Source organism: Massilia sp. (genome assembly GCF_032106685.1).
Lineage (GTDB): Bacteria > Pseudomonadota > Gammaproteobacteria > Burkholderiales > Burkholderiaceae_D > Telluria.
The window spans coordinates 1-13,789 of record NZ_DAMCPG010000072.1; the positions used below are offsets into that span (position 1 = coordinate 1).

The 13,789-nt window shown below is 66.9% G+C and carries 14 protein-coding genes; 12 read left to right on the forward strand and 2 right to left on the reverse strand.

Going from position 1 to position 13,789, the window contains the following annotated elements; genetic code table 11:
* The 12 genes from RT688_RS23060 to RT688_RS23115 all read left to right on the forward strand — a co-directional run.
* Nucleotides 1–201 (forward strand): ExbD/TolR family protein (locus RT688_RS23060; protein ID WP_313707171.1); only part of this gene is annotated, 201 nt, incomplete at its 5' end.
* 72 nt (nt 202–273) lie between these two features.
* Nucleotides 274–705: a biopolymer transporter ExbD gene (locus RT688_RS23065; RefSeq protein ID WP_312550430.1), complete on the forward strand. Its 432-nt coding sequence runs from the start codon at nt 274–276 to the stop codon at nt 703–705.
* Between the two features lie 69 nt (nt 706–774).
* Nucleotides 775–2,004 (forward strand): tetratricopeptide repeat protein, encoded by a 1,230-nt coding sequence (locus tag RT688_RS23070; protein WP_313707172.1) that lies wholly within the window; start codon nt 775–777, stop codon nt 2,002–2,004.
* 176 nt (nt 2,005–2,180) lie between these two features.
* Nucleotides 2,181–3,197: a bifunctional riboflavin kinase/FAD synthetase gene (locus RT688_RS23075; protein ID WP_313707173.1), complete on the forward strand. Its 1,017-nt coding sequence runs from the start codon at nt 2,181–2,183 to the stop codon at nt 3,195–3,197.
* Nucleotides 3,198–3,267: 70 nt separating this feature from the next.
* Entirely contained in the window at nt 3,268–6,177 is a 2,910-nt protein-coding gene (ileS, locus tag RT688_RS23080; RefSeq protein WP_313707174.1) for an isoleucine--tRNA ligase, read from the forward strand.
* Nucleotides 6,178–6,245: 68 nt separating this feature from the next.
* Complete coding sequence (gene lspA, locus RT688_RS23085; RefSeq protein WP_313707175.1) at nt 6,246–6,764, forward strand: signal peptidase II; 519 nt, start codon at nt 6,246–6,248, stop codon at nt 6,762–6,764.
* Nucleotides 6,765–6,792: 28 nt separating this feature from the next.
* Nucleotides 6,793–8,013, forward strand: coding sequence for a bifunctional phosphopantothenoylcysteine decarboxylase/phosphopantothenate--cysteine ligase CoaBC (coaBC, locus tag RT688_RS23090; protein WP_313707182.1), 1,221 nt, complete (start codon nt 6,793–6,795; stop codon nt 8,011–8,013).
* Between the two features lie 133 nt (nt 8,014–8,146).
* Nucleotides 8,147–8,596: a dUTP diphosphatase gene (dut, locus tag RT688_RS23095; protein ID WP_313707176.1), complete on the forward strand. Its 450-nt coding sequence runs from the start codon at nt 8,147–8,149 to the stop codon at nt 8,594–8,596.
* A 13-nt stretch (nt 8,597–8,609) separates the two neighbouring features.
* Nucleotides 8,610–9,695, forward strand: coding sequence for a M48 family metallopeptidase (locus tag RT688_RS23100; RefSeq protein WP_313707177.1), 1,086 nt, complete (start codon nt 8,610–8,612; stop codon nt 9,693–9,695).
* Nucleotides 9,696–10,035: 340 nt separating this feature from the next.
* Entirely contained in the window at nt 10,036–11,046 is a 1,011-nt protein-coding gene (locus tag RT688_RS23105) for an XdhC family protein (RefSeq protein WP_313707178.1), read from the forward strand.
* 96 nt (nt 11,047–11,142) lie between these two features.
* Complete coding sequence (locus RT688_RS23110; RefSeq protein ID WP_313707179.1) at nt 11,143–12,036, forward strand: DMT family transporter; 894 nt, start codon at nt 11,143–11,145, stop codon at nt 12,034–12,036.
* A complete protein-coding gene (locus RT688_RS23115) occupies nt 12,033–12,926 on the forward strand; it encodes an AlkA N-terminal domain-containing protein (protein ID WP_313707180.1) in 894 nt (297 codons plus the stop codon). Before RT688_RS23110 ends, RT688_RS23115 begins: the two co-directional genes overlap by 4 nt.
* Nucleotides 12,927–13,130: 204 nt before the next feature.
* Here RT688_RS23115 and RT688_RS23120 read toward each other — a convergent pair whose 3' ends face one another.
* Both RT688_RS23120 and RT688_RS23125 read right to left on the reverse strand, forming a co-directional pair.
* A complete protein-coding gene (locus RT688_RS23120; protein ID WP_312548030.1) occupies nt 13,131–13,544 on the reverse strand; it encodes a T6SS immunity protein Tdi1 domain-containing protein in 414 nt (137 codons plus the stop codon).
* A gap of 41 nt (nt 13,545–13,585) precedes the next feature.
* The coding region (locus tag RT688_RS23125; RefSeq protein WP_313707181.1) for a hypothetical protein at nt 13,586–13,789 on the reverse strand (204 nt) is incomplete at its 5' end.

The following is a 13,789-nucleotide window of genomic DNA, read 5'->3' on the forward strand; positions in this document are numbered from 1 at the left end:
AACCAGACCCGCATCGCGAATACGGACGAGCTGTTCAAGTTCTTCGCGGAGCAGTCGGTGAAGGTGCCGCAGCCTGCAGTGAAAGTTCGTGGCGACCAAGAAACGCGCTACGAATCGATCGGTCGGGTGATCTACACGGCACAGCGTGCTGGGGTACAGAAGGTCGGTTTCGTCATCGAACCACCTGACAAGGGCGGCTGATAAAGCTTCCCCCGCAAACCGGGCTTCGGCCCGGTTTGCGACCGCGACCCCAACATTTGAAAAGGAAACACCATGGGTATGAACGTAGGTTCAGGCTCCGCCAAAGGAGCTGATCCGGAACCGATGATGGAAATGAACATGACGCCGCTGATCGACGTCCTGCTCGTTCTGATCATTATGCTGATCATCACGATTCCGAAGCAAAACCACTCGGTCAATCTGAACATGCCGGTTGGCACCCCGCCGCCGCAGACGGAAGAGCCCCGGGTTGTGACGATCGACGTGGACTTCGACGGCACCGTTCTCTGGGACGGCCAGGTAGTCCAGGATCGTGCGACCCTGGAAGCCAAGATGAATGAAGTGGCAGCCCAGCCCAACCAGCCGGAAGTGCATCTGCGTCCGAACAAGCTGGTCGAGTACAAGGTTGTTGCCGGTGTCATGGCTACCGCCCAGCGTCTCGGCGTCACCAAGATCGGCATGGTCGGTAACGAGCAGTTCCAGTAACCGCACCAGGTTTGACCAACACGGCAGGGTTTCCCTGCCGTGTCCATTTTCAAAGAGGATTTTCGACACATGAGCAAATTCCGTCTCGCACACCTCGGCCTCGCACTGGCCGCCCTCGGCTTCACCGCAGCCACCCCTGTCATTGGCCTGGCCCCTGCCCACGCGGCGGAAGCCGTGCGCGCCGAGATCGGCAAGCCGCTGCAGGCAGCCCAGGCGTTGATGAAACAGGGTAAGCACAAGGATGCCCTGGCAAAACTGCGCGAAGCGGACAAGGTCCCCAACAAGACCGCCAACGAAAGCTTCCTGATCGAGCGCGTGCGCGCCTCGGCGGCATCGTCGGCCGGCGACTACGACACCGCCGCCAAGGCCTTCGAAGCCCTGATCGCTTCGGGCAAGCTGTCGGCCAGCGAGCGCGGCCAGTTCTCGGAAGGCCTGATCGGCATCTACATGCGCGCCGGCGACCTGAACAACGCGAACGAAGCCATCCAGCGCCAGCTCAAGGACCGCGACGATCCGAAACTGCGCGCTTACCTGCTGCAGAACTATTACAAGCAGGGCAACATCGCTGCCCTGGAATCCGAGCTGCGCGCTGCCGAGAAGGCAGGCCGCATGAACGAAGACATGCTCGGCATGCTGGCCAACATCCAGCTCAAGAAGAACGACAAGGTCGGCTACGTCAACACCATCGAGAAACTGGCCGCCAACTACCCGAAGGCCCAGTACTGGAATGACCTGCTGAACCGCGTGCAGGGCAAGCCGGGCTTCTCCGGCCGCCTGGCGGTGGACGTCTACCGCCTGAAGCTGGCGAACAACCTGATGAAGAAGCCGAGCGAGTTCATGGAAATGGCCCAGCTCGTGCTGCAGGCGAAGGCCCCGGCCGAAGCCCTGAAGGTGATCGACAAGGGCTACAAGAGCGGCGCCCTGGGCACCGGTCCGGATGCCGAACGCCACAAGCGCCTGAAGGACCTGGCCGAGAAGAACCTGGCCGACCAGAACAAGGCCGTCGCCGCCCTGGAAGCCGAGTACACGGCCGCCAAGGACAACGACAGCCTGGTCGCCCTGGGTTACAGCCTGGTGCAGTCCGGCCAGGCCGACAAGGGCCTGAAGATGATGGAAGCCGCGATCAAGGCCGGCGGCCTGCGTTACGCCGACGAAGCCAAGCTGCGCCTGGGCGAAGCCTATGCCGCGGCCGGCAAGAAGCAGCAGGCGATCAGCACGCTGCGCACCGTGGGCGGCAAGGAAGGCACCGCCGACCTGGCCCGCTACTGGATCATGGCCATCAACAAGCCGCTGGCTTGATTGCCGCGTTCCCGCGCCTGAAAACGCCGCCCCCTCCGGGCGGCGTTTTTTTTTGGCCGGTGCCCTCTTCCCCGCCAGCCCCGGCCCTCCTCTTCCGCTGTGCAACAAGCCTTTACCGTATAATCAGGTATTTCACCCTGGATTGACGTGCAGCCATCTTGCGGCACTCTGAACCAATGAAGGTATTTCGCGGACTTCCCAACGACCAGGCGCGTGCGCCTTGCGCCCTCACGATCGGCAACTTCGACGGTGTCCACCGCGGCCACCAGGCATTGCTGGCGCGCGTGCGGGCGGCAGCCGACAGCCTTGGGCTGGAAGCGGCCGTGATGACGTTCGAACCTCATCCGCGCGAATATTTTGCGCGCCGCAGCGGAGACCTCAGCCGCGCCCCGGCGCGCATCGCCAACCTGCGCGACAAGCTCGAGGCGCTGGAACAAGGCGGCATCGACCGCGTCATCGTCGAACACTTCAACGAGCACTTCGCGGCCATGTCGCCGGACGAATTCACCGAGCGCGTGCTGGTCGAGGGCCTGCACGTGAAGTGGCTGATGGTGGGCGAGGACTTCTGCTACGGCGCCCGACGCGCCGGCAACGTCGCCATGCTGGTCGAAGCGGGCAAGCGCCACGGCTTCCACGTCGAAACCCTGCCCACCGTGCTCGAAGGCGAACAACGCATTTCCTCCTCGGCCGTGCGCGCCACGCTGGCCGCCGGCGACCTGGACGCTACCTGCGCCCTGCTCGGCCACCCGTATTCGATCTCCGGCCACGTGATCCATGGCCAGAAGCTCGGCCGCACGCTGGGTTTCCCGACACTCAACCTGCGCGTCATGCACCGCCCCGCCCTGCAGGGCATCTTCGTGGTCCAGGTCCATGGCCTGGCCGACGGCCCGCTGCCGGCGGTCGCCAGCCTGGGCGTGCGTCCGACCGTCGAGGATGCCGGCCGCATGCTGCTCGAAGTGCATCTCTTCGACTACGCCCAGGCCTGCTACGGCAAGCTGGTGCGCGTCGAATTCCTGCAAAAACTGCGCGACGAAGAAAAATACGTCGACCTCGACACCCTGACCGCGGCCATCCACCGCGACGCCGAGCAGGCGCGCGCCTGGTTCGCGGCGCGCGACGCGCGCCGTGCCGCGCCCGCCGGTTGCGGCGCGGCAGGCCGCGCCGGCGCCCTGACCGCCACCGACCGAATTTGACGCGCACGCCACCCCGCTTGCGCGGCCGCCCCCGGCTGGCCACTCCCGAACACTCCTCTTGAAGAAACATATGTCCGAAAACAGCAAACCCGTCCAGAATGCGCCTGCCCAGAAAGGCGCGAAGAAGCCTGAAAGCAAATACCCGGTCAACATGACCGATACCGCCTTCCCGATGCGCGGCGACCTCGCCAAGCGCGAGCCGGGCTGGGTCAAGCAATGGCAGGACAAGAAGATCTACCAGCGCATCCGCAAGGCGGCCGCCGGCCGTCCGAAGTTCATCCTGCACGACGGTCCGCCGTATGCGAACGGCGACATCCACCTGGGCCACGCCGTCAACAAGATCCTGAAGGACATGGTCGTCAAGTCGCGCACCATGGCCGGTTTCGATGCGCCCTACGTGCCGGGCTGGGACTGCCACGGCATGCCGATCGAGATCCAGATCGAAAAACAGTTCGGCAAGAACCTGCCGACCGCCGACGTGCTGCAGAAAGCCCGCGCCTACGCCCTCGAGCAGATCGACCGCCAGCGCGCCGGCTTCATCCGCCTGGGCGTGCTGGGCGAATGGGACAACCCCTACATGACCATGGCCTACGGTAACGAGGCCGACGAACTGCGCGCCCTCGGCAAGCTGCTCGACAAGGGCTACGTCTACCGCGGCCTCAAGCCCGTCAACTGGTGCTTCGACTGCGGCTCGGCGCTGGCCGAAGCGGAAGTCGAATACCAGGACAAGCGCGACCCGGCGATCGACGTCGGCTTCCCGTTCGCGGAGCCGGAAAAAGTCGCGGCCGCCTTCGGTCTCGCGCAACTGCCGACCACCAACGGCTTCATCGTGATCTGGACCACGACCCCGTGGACGATCCCGTCGAACCAGGCGCTGAACGTGCATCCGGAAGTCACCTATGCGCTGGTGCAGACCGAGCGCGAAAGGGATGGCCAACGCGAACCGCTGCTGCTGCTGGTCGCCCAGGACCTGGTGGAATCGGTCCTGCAGCGCTACAAGCTCGAAGGCCAGGTGATCGCGACGACGGTCGGCGAAAAGCTGTCGGGCATCCGCTTCAAGCACCCGCTGCACGCCGCCGATCCGTTCTACGACCGCACTTCGCCGGTCTACCTGGCCGACTACGTCACGACCGACAGCGGCACCGGCGTGGTGCACTCGGCCCCGGCCTATGGCCTGGAAGACTTCCAGTCCTGCAAGGCCCACGGCATGAAGGACGACGATATCCTGAAACCGGTGATGGGCGACGGCCGCTTCGCCTCGACCCTCCCGCTGTTCGGCGGCATGACGATCTGGGACGCCTCGAAACCGATCTGCGACGCCCTGCGCGGCGCCGGCGCGCTGTTCGAACTGAAGATGTTCGACCACAGCTACATGCACTGCTGGCGCCACAAGACCCCGATCGTCTACCGCGCGACCAGCCAGTGGTTCGCCGGCATGGACGTCACGCCGAAAGACGGCGGCCCGACCCTGCGCGAAACCGCGCTGGCCGGCATCGAAAAGACCCAGTTCTTCCCGGACTGGGGCCAGGCGCGCCTGCACGGCATGATCGCCAACCGTCCGGACTGGACCCTGTCGCGCCAGCGCCAGTGGGGCGTGCCGATGGCCTTCTTCATCAACAAGGAAACGGGCGAGCTGCATCCGCGCACGCCGGAACTGCTGGAGCAGGTCGCCAGGCTGATCGAACAGAAGGGCATCGACGCCTGGCAGGCGCTCGACCCGCGCGAACTGCTGGGCGATGAGGCCGACCTCTACGAGAAGAACAAGGACACGCTCGACGTCTGGTTCGACTCGGGCACGACGCACGAGACCGTGCTGCGCGGTTCGCACAAGGAGCAGTCCGCCTTCCCGGCCGACCTGTATCTTGAAGGCTCGGACCAGCACCGCGGCTGGTTCCATTCCTCGCTGCTGACCTCGTCGATGCTGAACGGGGTTCCGCCTTACAAAGCGCTGCTGACCCACGGCTTCACGGTCGACGAGAACGGCAAGAAGATGTCCAAGTCGCTGGGCAACACGCTGGCGCCGCAGAAGATCTCGGATACGCTGGGCGCCGACATCCTACGTTTGTGGGTGGCATCGACCGACTACACGGGCGAACTGGCGATCAGCGAAGAGATCCTCAAGCGCGTGACGGAAGCCTACCGCCGCATCCGCAACACGCTGCGCTTCCTGCTGGCGAACACCTCGGACTTCGACCCGGTCAAGGATGCCGTCCCGGTCGCCGAGATGTTCGAGATCGACCGCTACGCGCTGGCCGAGACCGCGCGCCTGCAGCGCGACATCGCCGCCCACTTCGAGCGCTACGAGTTCCACCCGGTGGTCGCGCGCCTGCAGAACTTCTGCTCGGAAGACCTGGGCGGCTTCTACCTCGACATCCTGAAGGACCGCCTGTACACCAGCGGCGTCGACTCCCAGGCGCGCCGCTCGGCCCAGACCGCGCTGTGGCACATCGCCCATGCGCTGCTGCGCGTGATGGCGCCGATCCTGTCCTTCACCGCCGAGGAAGCCTGGGCCGTGTTCGCCGGCCAGCAGGCGTATGCCGACAGCGACGAGACCATCTTCACGCAGACCCTGTGGAGCTTCCCGGAGCTGCCTGACGGCGAGGCGCTGCTGGCCAAGTACGCGGCATTGCGCGAAGTGCGCGCCGATGTGACCAAGCAGCTCGAGGAAGTGCGCGCGTCCAGCGCGATCGGCTCCTCGCTGCAGGCGGAACTGGCGATCAAGGCCGCCGGCGACAAGTACGCCCTGCTGGCCAGCCTGGACGACGACCTGAAGTTCGTCTTCATCACCTCGCAGGCGAGCGTCGAGAAGGTCGACGACGCCGCCAACGAGGCGGTGACCGTGACCCCGTCGGAAGCGGAAAAGTGCGAGCGCTGCTGGCACTACCGCCGCGACGTCGGCCACAACCACGAGCACGCGGGCCTGTGCGGCCGCTGCGTGGCCAACCTGTTCGGCGCCGGCGAAGCACGCCGCTTCGCGTAAAGGCCAGTCCAGCAACCGCCATGTCGGATCCCGGCATGGCGGTTTTTCACATCCGATCCGATAAGCAAATGGCAACCAAGAAAAAACCAGGCATCTCCACGGTCCACAAATCCGGCGCCGGCATGACCCCGTGGCTGGGCATCGCCTTCATCGTCGTGCTGATCGACCAGCTGACCAAGATCACCATCTCGAAACTGTTCGTCTACGGCGAGACCCTGCCGGTCACCAGCTTCTTCAACCTGGTGCTGGTGTATAACCCGGGCGCGGCCTTTTCCTTCCTCGGCGACCAGGGCGGCTGGCAGCGCTGGTTCTTCACCGCGATCGCGATCGGCGCGATCGGCTTCATCCTGTATCTGCTCAAGCGCAACGCCGGCCAGCGCCTGTTCTGCTGGTCGCTGGCGCTGATCCTGGGCGGCGCCGTCGGCAACGTGATCGACCGCGTCGCCTATGGCCACGTGATCGACTTCCTCGACTTCTACTGGCGCGGCGTCGGCCACTTCCCGGCCTTTAATGTCGCCGACATCGGCATCTCGATCGGCGCCTTCCTGTTCATCCTCGATGAACTGCGCCGCGTGAACAAGAACTGAACACACTCGCAAGGAGTCCGACATGAGCATGGACCTGAAGGGCAAGAAGATCGTCCTCGGCCTGTCCGGGGGCGTGGCCTGCTACAAGGCCGCGGAACTGTGCCGCGCGCTGGTCAAGCAGGGCGCCAGGGTGCACGTCGCGATGACCGAGGCCGCGACCCACTTCATCGGCCAGGTGACGCTGCAGGCGCTGTCCGGCAACCCGGTCTGGCTGGACCAGTGGGACCCGCGCATGCCCAACAACATGGCGCACATCGACCTCACGCGCGGCGCCGACGCGGTGCTGATCGCGCCCTGCTCGGCCGACTTCATCCGCAAACTCGCGCACGGCGTCTGCGACGACCTGCTCTCCACGCTGTGCCTGGCGCGTCCGCAGGGCGTGCCGCTGCTGGTGGCGCCGGCGATGAACGTCGAGATGTGGCAGAACCCGGCGACCCAGCGCAACGTCGCGACGCTGCTGCAGGATGGGATCTGCATCTTCGGCCCGGCCGCGGGCGAGCAGGCCTGCGGCGAAACGGGCCTTGGCCGCATGCTCGAACCCGAGCAGCTGCTCGAGGAACTGGTCGCCTCCTTCCAACAGAAGGTCCTGGCGGGCAAGCGCGTGCTGATCACGGCCGGCCCCACGTTCGAGGCCATCGACCCGGTGCGCGGCATCACCAATCTGTCCTCGGGCAAGATGGGCTATGCGATCGCGCGCGCGGCGCGCGAGGCCGGCGCCGAGGTCACGCTGGTGTCCGGTCCGACCGCCCTGCCGACGCCGCACGGCGTGCGCCGCATCGACGTGCTGTCGGCCCAGCAGATGCACGACGCCGTCATGGCCCAGGTCGAGGGCCAGCACGTGTTCGTCGGCGTGGCGGCGGTGGCCGACTGGCGCGTCGCCAACGCCAGCGAGCAGAAACTCAAAAAACAGGAAGGCGGCGCCCCGCCCCAGCTCGAATTCGTGCAGAACGCCGACATCCTGGCCTCGGTGGCGGCCACCACCTCGCTGTCGGGCTGGCCCTACTGCGTCGGCTTTGCCGCCGAGTCGGAAAACCTGGTCGCGTACGGCGCCGCCAAGCGCGAGAAAAAGGGCATCCCTCTGCTGGTGGGCAACATCGGCCACCATACCTTCGGGCAGGATGACAACTCCATCGTCCTGTTCGACGACAGCGGCCACACCGTGCTGCCGCGCGCCGACAAGCTGACGCTGGCGCGCCAGCTCATTTCCGAAATCGGCAAGCGCCTCGAACAGCGCTCGCTGCTTACTTGAATAATAAGGAACGCGAAAAACCGTGCGAGCGGAAGAAGGTTTGGAGGAGAAGCGCAGCTGTACGGTTGTACAGCGAGCATCGCAGTCCGAACATCCGACGCGCAGTAGGTTTATCGCGGTCCGTAAGGAATCCATGAAGACTGTTGACGTAAAAATCCTCGATCCGCGCATGAAAGACCTGCTGCCGGCCTATGCGACGCCCGGCAGCGCCGGCCTGGACCTTCGCGCCTGCATCGACGCCCCGCTCACGCTCGAGCCGGGCCAGACCGTGCTGGTGCCGACCGGCCTGGCGATCCACGTGGCCGACCCCGGCTATGCGGCGATGATCCTGCCGCGCAGTGGGCTCGGCCATAAGAACGGCATCGTTCTGGGCAATCTGGTAGGCTTGATCGACTCCGACTACCAGGGGCAACTGATGGTGTCGACCTGGAACCGCGGGCATGCGAGCTTCACGCTGCAGCCGCTGGACCGGCTGGCGCAGCTGGTGATCGTGCCGGTGCTGCAGGTCGGCTTCAACGTGGTGGAGGAATTCGCATCGAGCGAACGGGGCGCCGGAGGGTTCGGCAGCACCGGAAAACAATAACGCAAGGAGGACCATGATCCGCATCCATCGCCTGCGCCCGGGGGCGCTGGCAGTCTTTACCGCCCTGCTGCTGTCGGCCTGTACGACGCCAGGCCAGTTCGGCCAGACCGGCACCTTCCCTGGCGCCGCCACCGAGACGCCGCAGGGCCAGCCGCTCACTCCGCAGATGGCGGCAGCGGCCGACACGCTCACCAAGATGGCCGCGCTGCAGGACCGCCTGTACCGCGTGGCCGCCCCGCTCCTGATCGACAACGCCGAACTGTGCACGAAACACGCGCGCAACCTGCTCGGCTTCACGGCGAAGAACCGCTACTCGTATCCGGGCGAATACAACGAGGCCGCGCACCTGGCCTTCGGCATGGATGAGCGGCTGCAGGTGACCGGCGTGCTGGCCGGCAGCGGCGCGGCCAAGGCAGGCCTGCGCCTGGGCGACGGCCTGGTGGCGGCCGGTGGCAAGCCGCTGCCGACCGGACCGAACGCGTTGTCCGGCGCCGGCGCCGTGTTCGGACCGATCGTGGCCTCGCAGCCGACCCTGCCGTTGACGGTCGAACGCGACGGCCGCAACCGCGACCTGAGCATTCCGGTCACGCGCGCCTGCAGCTTCGCGATCGAACTGGGCAACGCCGACAACGTCAACGCCTATGCCGACGGCCAGCGCGTGATGGTCACGCGCGGCATGATGGGCGTGACCAGGAGCGACGACGAGCTGGCCTACGTGCTGGCGCGCACGATGGCGCACAACATGCTGAGCCACGCGGCGACGCAGCGCAATTCGGCGACGATCGACAGCGTCATCACCAACCTGACGCGCGTGACGCCGGACCTGTCGATGCTGAACGGCAGCGCCGGCATCAAGGCGATGCCGGGCAACCTGGACGCGGCGGCCGACCGCCTCGGGATCTTCCTGCTGGCGCGCGCCGACTACAACATCGAGGGCGCCTCGGCGTTCTGGAAGCGCTTCGCCGCCAGCTACCCGGCCAGCGTGGCCAACGGCCATACCGCCAACCACCCGGCGCTGACGGCGCGCCTGGCGGCGATCGACGCGGCCGTGGCGGACGTGAAGGCCAAGCGCGCGGCAAAGAAGCCGATCACGCCGTGATGTGAGCCGTTTGACCGGCCGCGTGTCCGCAATGGGACGCGGCCGGGTTTGCATCCGATACCGTTCAAAGCGCGCCAACACACCGCGTCGTTCCGCGTGGGCACGGGGTGCCTACGCCGGCCGCGCCCACCCTACTGTCTGGATCGTCGACGCGAACTGTAGGGTGGGCACTCCGTGCCCACGCAAAAATCCGCACGGCATTGCCTTGATTCCGGCCGCACGGTCATCGCACCACCTGCGCCTCCCCATGCGTTCCCGCGACGCGACCTCCCCGCCGACGCCCCGCTGGCTTTTTTTGTATCATTGTCATCCCTCACCAGCAGCGCCAGCAAACCGAACCATGGATAGCCTCGACCTGGAAGTACTCAAGACCGCCGCCGGCTGGATCGCCGCAGGCCATCGCTGCGAGCTGGTCACCGTGGTCAAGACCTGGGGTTCGAGCCCGCGCCCGATCGGCGCGACGCTGGCGGTGCGCGGCGACGGCCGCGTCATCGGCTCGGTGTCCGGCGGCTGCATCGAGGACGACCTGATCGAGAACGTGCGCGCCAAGGGTATCTCTCCGGACGCCAGGCCGCACATCGTCAGCTACGGCATCAGCGCCGACGACGCCCACCGCTTCGGCCTGCCCTGCGGCGGCACCATCGAGCTGGCCGTCGAGCCCCTGCACGCCGGCAGCGGCCTGCCGGAACTGCTGCAGCGCCTCGAAGGCGGAGAACTGCTCGAGCGGCGGCTCGACCTGAACAGCGGCGCCGTCACGCTCGGCCCTGCCGCGCCGGGCGCCGTGCTGCGCGTCGAGAACGAAAGCCTGCATACCGTGCACGGCCCGCGCTGGCGCCTGATCATCATCGGCGCCGGCCCGCTGTCGCGCTTCCTGGCCCAGGTCGCCAGCGGCATGGACTACCGCGTCAGCGTCTGCGACCCGCGCGAGGAATACCGCGCCGACTGGAACCTGCCCGGCGTCGAGCTGCTGCACGCGATGCCGGACGACGTCGTGATCGAGGCGCGCCTGGATGCGCGCAGCGCCGTGGTGGCGCTGACCCACGACCCGAAACTCGACGACCTGGCCCTGATGGAGGCGCTCAAGTCGGACGCCTTCTACGTCGGCGCGATCGGTTCGCGCCTGAACAATGCCAAGCGCCGCGAGCGCCTCAAGCTGTTCGACCTCACCGACGCCGAGCTCGACCGCCTGCACGGTCCGATCGGCCTCTACATCGGCAGCAAGACGCCGGCCGAGATCGCGATTGCGATCCTGGCAGAGATGACCGCCATCAAGAACGGCGTGCCGGCGGCGATGCTGGTGCCGCACGCGGCCGCGCCGCAGCCGGCCGGGACCGCGGCCTGCACGGTCTAGGCGCATCTCGATACGATAGCAAGGATTCGATAGCAACAACGAGGATGCGCGCGACGGCGGCGCGCATCACGATGCTCGTTTGCCGATGATAAGAAGATGAACACCTCCAATTTCCTGCGTCTCCTCCTGCTGGCCGCCATCTGGGGCGGCTCCTTCCTCTTCATGCGCATCGGCGCCCCGGTGCTGGGGCCGGCCGTGCTGATCGAGTACCGTGTGCTGTTCGCCGCGCTGTTCCTGGCGGCGGTGGGCCTGGCGCTGCGCAAGCGGCTCGACCTGCGCGCCAACTGGAAGCATTACCTGATGCTGGGCTTCTTCAACTCCGCGCTGCCCTTCCTGCTGTTCGCCTACGGCGCGCGCACGCTCAGCGCCTCGGTGCTGTCGGTGCTGAACGCCACCGCGCCGATGTGGGGCGCCCTGCTCGGCGCCGCCTGGGGCCGCCATCCGATCAAGCCGAAGACCGGCCTCGGCCTGGTGCTGGGCACGGCCGGCGTGGCCCTGCTGGTCGGCTTCGACGACGTCTCGACGCGTCCGGGCGCCGCCATCGCCATCGCGGCCGCGCTGGCGGCGGCGCTGTGCTACAGCATCGCCAGCCTGTACGCCAAGTCGGCGAAAAGCGTCGAACCCTTCGCCAACGCCCACGGCACCATGTGGGCCGCGACCCTGTTCGTGCTGCCGGCCCTCCCCTTCTTCCCGGCGCCCAGTACGCCCACGCCCGGCGTGTGGGCGGCGGTGCTGGCCCTGGGCGTGCTGTGCAGCGGCATCGCCTACCTGATCTACTTCCGCCTGATCGAGGAAGTCGGACCGACCTCGGCGCTGACGGTGACCTTCCTGAACCCGGTATTCGGCATCCTGTGGGGCGCGCTGTTCCTGGGCGAAGTGGTCGGCTGGCACACCCTGGCGGGCTCGGCCATCGTGCTGGTCGGCACCGCCCTCGTCACCGGCTTCGTGCCGCGCCTGGGGCGCACCGCGCCCGCCGCCGCCGGCAAATGACGGCTGTGCACACCCTCTCCCTGGCGCTGCCGGCCCACTATCGCGTCGAGGACGTGCTGGCCTTCCATGCGCGCGACGCCGAGGGCCTGGCCGAGCGGGTCAGCGCCAACGGCATGCGCAAGGCGGTGCTGCTGGACGGGGTGCCGGTGCTGTTCGATGTGCGCCTTGGCGCGGACGCGGCCGCGTGTCGGATCGAGGCCGACGGCGCGCTCGGCGAAAGCGCGCAGGCGCTGGCACAGGATGCGGTGCGCAACATCCTGGCGCTGCGCATCGACCCGGCGCCGTTTGCCGCGTTCGTGCGCGACGACGCCGTCTTCGGCCCGCTCGTGCGGCGCCTGCCGGGCCTGCGCATCGTGCAGTCGGCCACCGTGTTCGAAGCCCTGACCTGGGCCATCATCGGCCAGCAGATCAACCTGCCGTTCGCGATCAGCCTGCGCCGCACCTTCATCGCGCAGGCCGGAAGCAGGCACGGCAGCGGCCTGTGGTGCTACCCGGAGGCGGCCGACGTCGCCCGCCTCGATCTCGAAACGCTGACCAGCCGCAAGTTCTCGCGCGCCAAGGCCGAGACCCTGCTGCGCGTGGCGCGCATGGCGGCCGAGGGCGAACTGCTGCTGCGCCAGGACGACGACCCCGAGCGCGCCGGCGCCGCCCTGCTGGCCATCAAGGGCATCGGTCCCTGGACGGTCAACTACACCCTGCTGCGCGGCTACGGCTACGCCGACTGCTCGCTGCATGGGGACGTGGCGGTACGCAGCGCGATCGGACGCTTGACCGGCGCCGCCGCGAAGCCCGACATCGCGCAGGCAGAGGCCTGGCTTGCCGCCTACCGGCCGCATCGGACGATGGCCGCGGCGTATTTGTGGGCGAGCCTGAACCAGCCGGCCGGGTAAGCGCCGCCGATCCGGTAGAGTGGGCGGCTGTACCCCGGTATATGCATCGTTGCGCCTCGTGCGCCGCCCACGCGGTGATGGTGAGCGGCCAGATCGTCCAACGCGATCACGGAGCCGCCAACGATCACCGCGTGGGCAGCGCACACGGCACGAATGCTCATCCTTCGCCGGTGGAGCTGCCCACCCTACGATTCACCCCGCCGTTCAGCACCAGCGCGGCAAGCCCTCGAACTGCTGCGCGCCCTCCCCCGAAAAACGGATCAGTTCCGACAGCGGCACGGTCGCCAGGTTGTCGCGCCCGTAGTGCCCGCCGAGCGCGCTGGGGATCTTGAGGCAGTATGTGCGGTCCTCGGTCAGCGGACCCAGCGTGGATTCGGCCAAGTCGACCAGTTCCGGCATGTACCAGTCGTTCAGGAAGTCCTGGTTGTAGGACAGCGCATCGAGGGCGGCGCGGTCCTCGGCGACGGGCTCGCAGCACAGGTCTTGCGGACGCAGCCGCCAATAGCTGCCGTCGGCGTCGCGAATGATCAGATTGCCGAAGGCATTCGCGCCCAGCACCTCGACGGCGGTCAGGCCCACCCAGCCCCAGGCCTCGTTGATGTCGTCAACAGTAATCATGGTCGAATTCGTCGTCATGGAGTCAATGGCGCGGCGCTTGCTCACAGCCGAGCCAGCCAGCAGTTGGACATTGCCGGGTTCGCCAAGTGCCGCGAAAGCGCAGCCCGCTTGATCCTGATCGAGGGTTTTCCGAAGGGAAAATGGAAAAAGCCGCTGTTTCCTTTGAAGAAAACAGCGGCTTTTCGAATTCTGGTTGCGGGGACAGGATTTGAACCTGTGACCTTCGGGTTATGAGCCCGACGAGC

Coding starts and splice junctions, on each gene's coding strand:
- RT688_RS23065 (WP_312550430.1), top strand. CDS start 274: ATGGGTATGAACGTAGGTTCAGGCTCCGCCAAAGGAGCTGATCCGGAA.
- RT688_RS23070 (WP_313707172.1), top strand. CDS start 775: ATGAGCAAATTCCGTCTCGCACACCTCGGCCTCGCACTGGCCGCCCTC.
- RT688_RS23075 (WP_313707173.1), top strand. CDS start 2,181: ATGAAGGTATTTCGCGGACTTCCCAACGACCAGGCGCGTGCGCCTTGC.
- ileS (WP_313707174.1), top strand. CDS start 3,268: ATGTCCGAAAACAGCAAACCCGTCCAGAATGCGCCTGCCCAGAAAGGC.
- lspA (WP_313707175.1), top strand. CDS start 6,246: ATGGCAACCAAGAAAAAACCAGGCATCTCCACGGTCCACAAATCCGGC.
- coaBC (WP_313707182.1), top strand. CDS start 6,793: ATGGACCTGAAGGGCAAGAAGATCGTCCTCGGCCTGTCCGGGGGCGTG.
- dut (WP_313707176.1), top strand. CDS start 8,147: ATGAAGACTGTTGACGTAAAAATCCTCGATCCGCGCATGAAAGACCTG.
- RT688_RS23100 (WP_313707177.1), top strand. CDS start 8,610: ATGATCCGCATCCATCGCCTGCGCCCGGGGGCGCTGGCAGTCTTTACC.
- RT688_RS23105 (WP_313707178.1), top strand. CDS start 10,036: ATGGATAGCCTCGACCTGGAAGTACTCAAGACCGCCGCCGGCTGGATC.
- RT688_RS23110 (WP_313707179.1), top strand. CDS start 11,143: ATGAACACCTCCAATTTCCTGCGTCTCCTCCTGCTGGCCGCCATCTGG.
- RT688_RS23115 (WP_313707180.1), top strand. CDS start 12,033: ATGACGGCTGTGCACACCCTCTCCCTGGCGCTGCCGGCCCACTATCGC.
- RT688_RS23120 (WP_312548030.1), bottom strand. CDS start 13,544: ATGATTACTGTTGACGACATCAACGAGGCCTGGGGCTGGGTGGGCCTG.